Origin of the sequence: Acidisoma sp. L85 (assembly GCF_009765865.1) — a bacterium.
GTDB lineage: Bacteria > Pseudomonadota > Alphaproteobacteria > Acetobacterales > Acetobacteraceae > Acidisoma.
The window spans coordinates 148,453-156,853 of record NZ_LMUQ01000052.1 but is presented as its reverse complement, the minus strand read 5'-3'; the positions used below and the strand labels follow the sequence as shown (position 1 = coordinate 156,853).

The window sequence follows — 8,401 nt, the reverse complement described above, 5'->3', positions numbered from 1 at the left end:
AACTCCACCACGTTGCCATTGCCGATGAGCGTCGATGCGCCAGTACCGGAACCGCCGAGAAGCGTGCTGTTGCCACTACCCGCGCGGAGATAGCTGAACGCCGCGCCCGTGCCGCCAAACATGGTTGAATCGCCCGAACCCCCCGCCACCGATACGGCGCCGGAACCACCAACAAACAACAGCGACCCACCGCCCGAATTATCATCAATGATCGCGCCCGAGCCGCCATAGACGGTGTTGTCATCCGCCCCCACGACCGTGGTGCTGCCGGATCCCGCGGTAATCGTATCCGCCACCGCATGGATCAGATCAGAGCCGCCGCCCGTGTTGAAGGCGGTCCCCGCACCAAGGAAAACATTGAGATTGTTGTCGCCGCCATTGATCGTGTCGCCGCCATTGGCATCGAAAACAGAGCTATAGCCAGACGGCACTATAACGCTGGTACCAGGAAGCACATCGACAATCAGGCTACTGTTCCCAGCCCCGCCCGGCACAGTGCCGACGCCGTTGAACAACGTGGACTGCGGCCCGAAACCTGCAGACACAAGCTCCTGAAGCAGAGTTACATTGCTACCCGTGAAGTTCGACAGCAATTGGCCGCCTGCAACAGTCACCGTCGCCATCATCAAGTCCTTTGATAAGAAGCAAACTCTCAAAAACGTGATGTTTGCTCAGGCCGCTACTACCGGGCCATATCAATGATAGCAAGGGGGTGAAGCTAAAGGGTACTGGGCTAGGTTCTTAGGTAATTAGAGCTGTTTTTGGTTGGAACGTTTCCGAAAAGAAGTGGATCCAGAAGTCGGTACGTTATTTGGCCATCGCTAATTCGTAAAGCATAGCCCGTACAAGCCGAAACGTGCACGCGCGACCGACCGTCTTGGCTGCGTTATCCGAGCGACTGACGAACACCGGCATGAGGCTTTGAAACCAACGCTAGCCAGCCGATCCAGTATGTTGCGAAATCGCAAGAAACGTGTTCTAAACTGGCCATCGCACATCCGTTGCGCGCGTCAACAGTATCAAGCGGAGGAGGAGGCTGGGAGATAAAGGTGGGTACCGGCGGGGCCAGAACAGAGCAGCCGGAACAGCGGCGGACAGGCTCGGAAACGCAGCGCGGAGCGACACTCTCTGACGAGGCATTCCCCGGCACGGCCGCGCTCTTTGCGGACCTCGAAACCAAGGACGTCGAGGCGTTGTTATTCGATGCGGCTTATTACCTCGACCGTTATCCAGATGTCCGCACCAATGGTATTGATCCGCTCGAGCACTACCGGGGCTGGGGTGCTTTCGAGGCTCGCGATCCTAGCCCTTATTTCAACCCTTCCTGGTATTTGCAGCATAATCCGGATGTCGCGAAAGCGGGTCTCAGCCCGTTGCAGCATTACGCGCGCTTCGGCGCCCAAGAGATGCGCCAACCGCATCCACGCTTCGATCCCCTCTTTTACGTTGCGCAAATACCTGAGTCGGCGCCCAACCCCCTACTTTTCCACCTTGCGATCGGGCGTGCTTTGGGACTGCCGACCGAGCGGCACTTCGACGTTGAAAACTGCTTGCCTGCCAAGACTGCCCCGCCGCGCTCTCCGCGTGATCTCGCCGTCGATATCGTCATCCCCGTCTTTCGCGGTTTTGAGGACACTCGCCGCTGCCTGCATAGCCTTCTGCGCGACCCTCAAAGTGTCGCCGGAGTCGATGCCGACCATCCCGCACTCCGCATCGTGGTGGTCGATGATGCCTCGCCAGAACCACGCCTGTCGCGTTATCTGCGGCGCCTCGCCACACGCGGCCTGATCACGCTGATCAAGAACGAGCGCAATCTCGGTTTCGTTGCCAGCGTCAATCGCGGCATACAGCATGCCGGCGCGCGAGATGTTGTGCTGCTCAACAGCGATACCGAGGTGCCGTCCGGCTGGTTGCAGCGTCTCGCCGCACACGCCTATGCGCATCCTAATGTCGCGACGGTTTCGCCATTTTCGAACAACGCGACAATTTGTTCCTATCCGGCGATCGATGGCGGCCCCATTCCATTCGGCGCGAGCCTCGCCAGCATCGATGCAGCCTGTCGCAAGGCGAATGCGGGCCGGTCAATCCGCGTTCCCACGACAGTCGGTTTTTGCCTCTATCTGCGCGGCGACGCTTATGCGGAGCTGGGCCTTTTCGATGCCGACACCTTCGGGCGTGGCTATGGCGAGGAGAGTGACTATTGCATGCGGGCGTCCGCGGCGGGGTGGCAGCATCGCCTCGCCTGCGATATTTTTGTCTATCACGCCGGCAGCGTGAGTTTCGGTGCCGGGGCGCCGGAACTCTCGGGCAACGCCGATCTGCTCGACCGGCGCTGGCCGAGCTATCGCCCCCTCGTTGCGGTGCATATCCGCTTGGACGAGGGTGCCCCGTTTCGCCTTGCAACGACGCTGCAATTCTTCGCCACCAACGGTCTCCCTACCATCCTGATGGTCAAACACGCCCATGACGGCGGGGTCGGACAACACATCCGCGACCTGGCGGAAGCCTGCGTCGGACAGGCGAATATCCTGCTACTCAGCTCCATCCTGGAAAGCCCAGGTCTTCGTCTCGGCGCACCCGCCGCTGTCGGCCACCCTGAGATTACCCTGCCCGCGAAAAACCTCGAAGCAACCATCTTTCGCCTGCTGCGGCACGTCGGGATAGCGCGGGTGCACGTCCACCATTGGCGCGGTTTGGGCCTCAACCTCCGGCGAATGATCGCCGTGCTTGCTGTGCCGTTCGACGTGACGGTGCATGACTGGTTCGCGATCTGCCCGCGCGTCAATCTGCTACCGAGGCGGGACGCTATCTACTGTGGGGAGCCGGGGCCGGAAGTCTGCAACGCCTGCCTCCACCAGGGCGAGCCGACCGAAGCGCATGACATCTCGGCGTGGCGTTCCGAAACCGCCTGGTTGTTCCGTCTCGCGGACCGCGTCTTCTGCGGCACGGAGGACACGCGGCGCCGCCTCGATCGCTACGGCCTCGCGGACCGCGCGGTAATCGCACCCTTGGAGTTGGCGCCGGTTCCGGCGGCGCGCCAGACAGCGTCGGTATCCTCTCGGCCGGAGGCACCGGTGAGAGTCGCAATTCTCGGCATGCTCGCCGACCACAAGGGCGCTCCGCTCGTCATGGAAGTGGCGGAGCGGTCACCGCCCGGCAGCCTGGCGATCACCCTCATAGGCGAGGCCGAGCGGCCTCTGGCCAGGCACTTCGCCCACCTCATCGCGGAGACCGGCCGTTACAGGCCAAAGGCGCTCCCCGCTCTGATCGCGCGGCTTGATCCGCAGGTGATCTGGTTTCCCGCGCCCTGGCCCGAGACCTGGAGCCTCACTTTGACGGCGGCCATCGCCTCAGGCCGGCCAATCGTGGCGACAGATCTCGGCGCCTTCCGAGAGCGGCTCGCAACCTATCCAGAGGCCCTGCTTCTGCATCCTGGCGCAAACGCGGAGGAATGGAGCGCAGGCCTCTTCACAGCTGCGAAGTCGCGGACCGCGCCCACGATCCCGCCCGTGCCTCAGGTGGCTCAGTTTTATCCGGCCTCTTATTTGTTACCTTTCAAGACCCAGCCAAGCCAGCCGCGACGGCGTGGGTCGAGGCCCGGGGTGCAGGATTTACGGCGACCCGGACGCACCGCCGTCATCCTGGTGCCGGAGCGGCTGGACGAAGGCGATCTCCTCAGCCCCTGCACCTATATCCGCACGCTATTGCCGCTCGCCCATCCGCAAGCCGGGGAGGGCATCGACATCACGCTGGCGACCGCCGACGAGGCGCTGGGCCTGACCGCCGACCTCATCGTGACGCAGCGCTATGCCGTGCCGGATCCCCGGGCCGCCAAGTCTTTGATCGCGCACGTGCGGGAAAGTGGCGGAAAACTTCTCTTCGATCTCGACGACGACCTGCTGAACTTGCCGCTGGAACACAGCGAAATCAATCGCCTGGCACCGAAGGCCTTGGTGGTTGAGACGCTGGTGAGGGGCGCCGACGGAGTGCAAGTTTCGACGTCAGAACTCGCGTCCCGGCTGGCTCAGGTGGCGCGGCCCGGCGCCCTTGTCATCGTGCCGAACGGGCTCGACGAGCGGCTATGGTCCACAGCGCCGTCGCCCGAGCATGCGGAGGGCGGCCCGAGTTTCGCGGCGGCGGGCGTCACCGGCCGCGTCACGCGCATTCTCTACATGGGAACGGCGACGCATGGCGCGGATCTCGGCCTCATCCTGCCCGCCCTCGGGCGGCTGAAGGCGACCTTCGCGGAGCAAATCTCCGCATGGAATGGCGTATAATATCTTGATATCGCTAGTTTTAGAGTCTCAAGTTCCGGGCTTGTATCCCCCGCCGTATACACCAGAGACCAGCTGCGCTAGTGGACGGTCGGTGACTGGAAGGTAGCGTCCTGCAAGCTATCGAGAAAGAAATTCAGGCTCTCGGCTGTGATGAGGGTCCTGCTGCCCAACTTCTTGGCTTTGAGCGTCCCTTTGCCGAGGAGACGGTAGAGGGTGGAGCGGCTAACACGTGACGCGATGGCGGCATCGGCAAGAGTTAGAAGCGTCGGCTTAATGTTGTCGGCGGCGGTCATTGCGTCATCCACTCCACCAGCTCGGCGCGGGCGGTGGTAGCGGCGATATGCGCGGGGGGTGCCGCACGCCTCCAGAATGTGAATTCCGGCTCGGCATCGTTGAAGCGAATGGCGAGGCGTTCGGCCATCTCGCTCGCGGTGCCCATGCGCTCGGTCATGTCGACCATTCGAAAGCCGAAAACCTTCTTCCGTAGAATCGGAAGGTAATCCTGGGAGACGACTGAGAAACCGTCCTCGGCCATACGCTCGTGCACGTAACCGATAACGGCGCAAAGCTCATCTACCATCGCCTCTTCATCGAGGCCGTCATCTTCATAATGCAAGAATTCCGCGATCTGGTGGAACACACCGTCTTTATCGCGCATTGCGAGTGCGGCGCTCTTGTAGCCGGGCATGCGGTTAATCGTAGTTTTGAAGACACCTTCAATGATGTGTTCGAGATGTTGTAAGGTAGGCATTGAATTATTCCAGTGAGAAAAAAGAGTGTTGTGAAAGGTATCGGGTTGAAACGCCCTGGCATCTTGTGAGACGCCTTGGTGTAAATTGAACAAGCATAAAGCTTCTATACTCTGTCAAGTCTAGTGATCGCCGCGTGGTGAAGAATCTTTCAGGGTGGCGTATCTCTCCACAGGATGACGGTTGGCCGTTCAAATAATGTGACGTGCTTGTGTCGGGCTGGGCGTTCGTGAAAGGGGGGCTCCACTGCCGCCAGGGTGATATCCCCGGCGCTAACGAGTTCGTTGATTCCTGCGATAAGCAGGTTGCGGTAAATGTTCATTGAAAGCTTCTAGATATAATTGATAGAATAAGATTGGAAATTGATGAGATTAAGCGACGTTTTGATAGTCGCTTATGTTGACCACGTTGTCGGCTGCGGGCTTAGCCTTCTTGAGTTGCCAGACCGCTGATCTCTGATTGGTGCCAATCTTATGGAAGCGATGACCCTCTACAATTCTGCCGGCATTGTCTCTCAGCCAGTTGCCCAGAAGGCGCACGTCTATACGACCACGCTCCCCCGCAATCTTGAGTAGGCACTCCCGCCACTCTGGATGCTTATGGCCTTCAAGTATCCCGTTATCGGACTTCACCATCTCATCAGCGGTGTCGATGGCATCCTTCGAGGTAAAGCCTTCATCGGTTCCCAGGGTAAGGCGCCAATTATCCATCACTTCGCGAATACCTTCTAATTCGGGATCATCGTCACGGGCCATCTCCATGCTGATAGCCGGGTCCGCGCATCCCAACCAAACCAGCGCGCTTCTGACGTTATCCGACCAATCCTCGAAAGACCCGATCCGTGGCTTCAGCACCTTCGGCCGCCCTTCGAGAATGTAGGCGCGGACGATTGTAAGGGCGGCACTGACGTACAGGCCACGGTTCTCGGCCACTTCCGATACGGGGTAAAACTTGAAGTCCCGCAGTTCGGGGCGTTCCATGTTGGCATCCAGGTCACCAATGATGGCTCTTCGAACCATATCGCCGTGCACACGTAGATTGTTACCGGTCGCAAGCATCATCGTGGTGCTTTCAACCTTGACAACTTCCGTCTTCCCCATAATCCGAAGCGACACGATGGGGCGTTCGATTGCCTGGCATAGCAAGTCGCCTCCAAGTTCACCGTTTACATTGTCCAAACTGCAAATCGGGTAACCTGCAAGGAGTATGCTTGTTAAGCGCTTCTCACTCTCAGCCTTCTCGCTGCTGGCCCCTATGACGGGACACTCGCAACCTGTGGCAATCGCGCTAACTACATCCGCGAGGTAGCTCTTGCCCGTGCCAGGTGTGCTGGCTCGGAACACGTGAAGAGGGGCGCAACCCATCGTGCCGCGAACCAGCGCGGTTACGATCGCCGACAACGCTACAGCCTTGCCTACCTCTGACGTGAACGGGAATCCGCTGATGAGGTTTTCTAGCAGTGCTAGCGCAGCCTCTGCATGAGCACGAGTGGGATTGTACACCGTGTCGGTAAGCCTAATGCTGCTGTCTTTCTCATGGTAGAGATGAGTAGCGGCGTCATACCCAGGTGACGACAACAAGGTGCCATCTAGTCGAATGGTTGGGCACGTGATGATGCCTTTGAGCTTCGGCAACGCCCACATGCCTACGCGACTCAATATGGTGTCACCGACCTTCTTCGGGGCGTCAACACGAGCGATGGTTTTCGACCGTCCATCGTACCGACCCCAGAAAGCTACTTGGTCCAAAGTGTCAGCCATCGCGGTAGATGTCAGAGCATGCAGGGAAGCGGTCTTAGTCGTGCGGTTGTGCGCAGCGGGTACCTCTTCCGAACAAGGACGAACGATATCCTGTCCACGTTGGAAGATCTGTGCCGTTGAACGGATAATAGCACGCTCACCCGCAGTTGCAGCTGCTGGATACTCTCCGGTCCGCAGCTGGACCACTGGTTTGTGCGGTGCTTTATCGATGGCACGCTGTAGGGCTTCGCTATAGGGAGCGGACTCAGTGTTAGGCTCGGAACCTTCGGAGTACTTGGTCTTCTTGCCCTTGGATTTCTTGCCGTTCGGCGTTTCGGTTCCGGTGTCTTTCTCGCTAGACCCTTCCGCTTCAGGATTGTCATTGTCCGCTGATGTGGTGGACTCCGTAAAGCCGAAGTCATCCGTCGCCTCCGTGCGGGGTTCGTTATCCTTGTTAGCATTCCAGCTTGGTGCACGCCATGTCGGATCTACTTCCCGTGCCATGTTTACCAACGAACCGAAGTTCGTCTTTAGCTTGTCGTAAGGTGACGTGTTCTTGAAGGTGTTCCAGCACCCTGCGCAAGTGCCCTCTGCGTACTTGGGATGGCCTTTCGACCATGCGTCCCAAGCCGCCAGACCTTCGGCACTCCCACCTGTAGCGTTGAATATGGCACCGCCAATTCTGTTCCAATCGGGATACTGCATCGTCGGGTGATTTACGATGGTCGCCAGTGCGTGCAGGATATCGGTTGTTGACGATAAATCCCCCGACTCGTCGGATAAATCAGCCCCATCGCCGTCATACTCGTGCACGGCGGCGGCACCGCCTATGACACCCTTATCGTTGGCTAACTCGGTTAGATATCGCAGAGTTTGGAAACCAAGATCAGCGACAGGTAGATCGCGGCCTGGCAGGACGGTAGGACTAAACGTGTTAAAAAATGTGCACGGACCCACGTAGATTTCGATCGTGTGGCCAGACGGGAAGTAGCAGGTTCGCTTGCCACCGGTAACCACTCCACATAAATCCGTGCCAACGACGCGGAGACCGGTTTTGCTAACCGTCTTATAGGTGAAAGTCTTCGGCAGTTTGTCGAGTTCTGCTTGGATGGGCGGGTGTATCTCGCCCGTCTCGGCATCGATGCAATCGTCAAGATCGAGACTAATGATACCCTCAACAACTACATAGCCCACACCCACACACAGGACATTGCCGTACGGATCGGTTTCACCGATGCGTTTCACAGCCTGTTCGAGGGTGAGCCATGACTCAACGTTCTTGGACGTCGATCCGAACATCGGAACCTTGCCAGGCTTGCCAGTGTTCCTGTCCTTCTTCCAACCCCAGCAAAGCCAGTTAACGGCCGGCATGTGTGGCAGAAGATGAGCAGCGGCCTTGATAATGGCTCGCTTGTGCGCTTGTAGGGCGCGGTAGTCGTTGTAATCCACGTCGATTGCGGGACCGGTGGAATTCTCGCCCCGTACGCTTGACAGATCGGGGGTTCGTGTGTTATGAGAGGCGTTCATAAGTCATTCAAATTCAGGGATGATAGTGATTGGTGCGGAGGCAACTCGTGGTGGAGTCCTCGGCAGGTTTAAAAGTGGTGAGAGCTAGACTTCTAAGGGATTCGACAAA

General features: G+C 58.8%; 5 protein-coding genes. 1 reads left to right on the top strand and 4 read right to left on the bottom strand.

The window, feature by feature from the left end:
- A partial coding sequence (locus GSQ83_RS16510; protein WP_371418031.1) for a calcium-binding protein occupies nt 1–626 on the bottom strand: 626 nt, incomplete at its 3' end.
- Nucleotides 627–1,049: 423 nt separating this feature from the next.
- On the opposite strand from GSQ83_RS16510, the gene GSQ83_RS16505 reads away from it, so the two are divergent.
- Complete coding sequence (locus tag GSQ83_RS16505) at nt 1,050–4,277, top strand: glycosyltransferase (protein ID WP_158803968.1); 3,228 nt, start codon at nt 1,050–1,052, stop codon at nt 4,275–4,277.
- A gap of 77 nt (nt 4,278–4,354) precedes the next feature.
- Here GSQ83_RS16505 and GSQ83_RS16500 read toward each other — a convergent pair whose 3' ends face one another.
- From GSQ83_RS16500 to GSQ83_RS16490, 3 genes are all read right to left on the bottom strand, one after another.
- Entirely contained in the window at nt 4,355–4,570 is a 216-nt protein-coding gene (locus GSQ83_RS16500; protein ID WP_158803967.1) for an AlpA family transcriptional regulator, read from the bottom strand.
- Entirely contained in the window at nt 4,567–5,121 is a 555-nt protein-coding gene (locus GSQ83_RS16495; RefSeq protein WP_158803966.1) for a hypothetical protein, read from the bottom strand. Before GSQ83_RS16495 ends, GSQ83_RS16500 begins: the two co-directional genes overlap by 4 nt.
- Nucleotides 5,122–5,397: 276 nt before the next feature.
- Nucleotides 5,398–8,214 (bottom strand): PriCT-2 domain-containing protein, encoded by a 2,817-nt coding sequence (locus GSQ83_RS16490; RefSeq protein ID WP_158803965.1) that lies wholly within the window; start codon nt 8,212–8,214, stop codon nt 5,398–5,400.
- Nucleotides 8,215–8,401 lie beyond the last annotated feature (187 nt).

What these genes read in the sequence shown, in the direction of transcription:
- GSQ83_RS16500 (WP_158803967.1), bottom strand. Translation starts at nt 4,570, where the DNA reads ATGACCGCCGCCGACAACATTAAGCCGACGCTTCTAACTCTTGCCGAT.